The following is a 608-nucleotide window of genomic DNA, read 5'->3' as shown; positions in this document are numbered from 1 at the left end:
TTGACGGTCTGGTCGCCGGTCAGGTCGAGAAGATCGCCGAGGGCCGCGCCGTGCTCGCCAAGGCGTTGGAAAACGATATCATCGGCATCAAGAGCCTCATCGAAACCCATTCCGCCAAACTGGCGGAGGACCGCACGCAGCTTTCCCATTCGCTCGACAACGATCTGTCCGGCATACGCGGCCTGATCGAAGGCCATTCGGGACGGCTGGCCGAGGACCGCAGCCTGCTGTCGCAGACCCTTGAAGCCGACCTTGCCAAGCTCGCCGAAAGCCGTTCCAGCATCGACGGTCTGGTCGCCGGTCAGGTCGAGAAACTGGCCGAGGGCCGCGACATTCTCAAGCGCGCGCTGGAATCCGACCTGAACACGATCAAGGGCGTTATATCAAGCCAGTCGGACAAGCTGGCCGAGGATCGCGGGCAGCTTTCGCGGGTCTTGGAAACCGACCTGCAGAACGTGAACAGCGTCATCGCCGATCACATGAACAAGCTGGTTCAGGATCGCTCCGCCCTGTCCAAGGCCCTTGAGGATGACCTCGCCAAGCTCGCCGACAGCCGCTCCAGCATCGACGGGCTGGTCGCCGGTCAGGTCGAGAAGCTGTCCGAGGGC

The 608-nt window shown here is 62.8% G+C and carries 1 pseudogene; it reads left to right on the top strand.

The window, feature by feature from the left end:
• Window positions 1-608, top strand: a pseudogene (locus EN935_RS39305) (kinesin); the annotation flags it as partial.

The sequence above is a fragment of the Mesorhizobium sp. M7D.F.Ca.US.004.03.1.1 genome, assembly GCF_003998635.1.
In the GTDB taxonomy this organism is placed as follows: Bacteria; Pseudomonadota; Alphaproteobacteria; order Rhizobiales; family Rhizobiaceae; genus Mesorhizobium; species Mesorhizobium loti.
The sequence above is the reverse complement of the archived record's forward strand: the minus strand, read 5'-3'. Positions and strand labels throughout refer to the sequence as shown.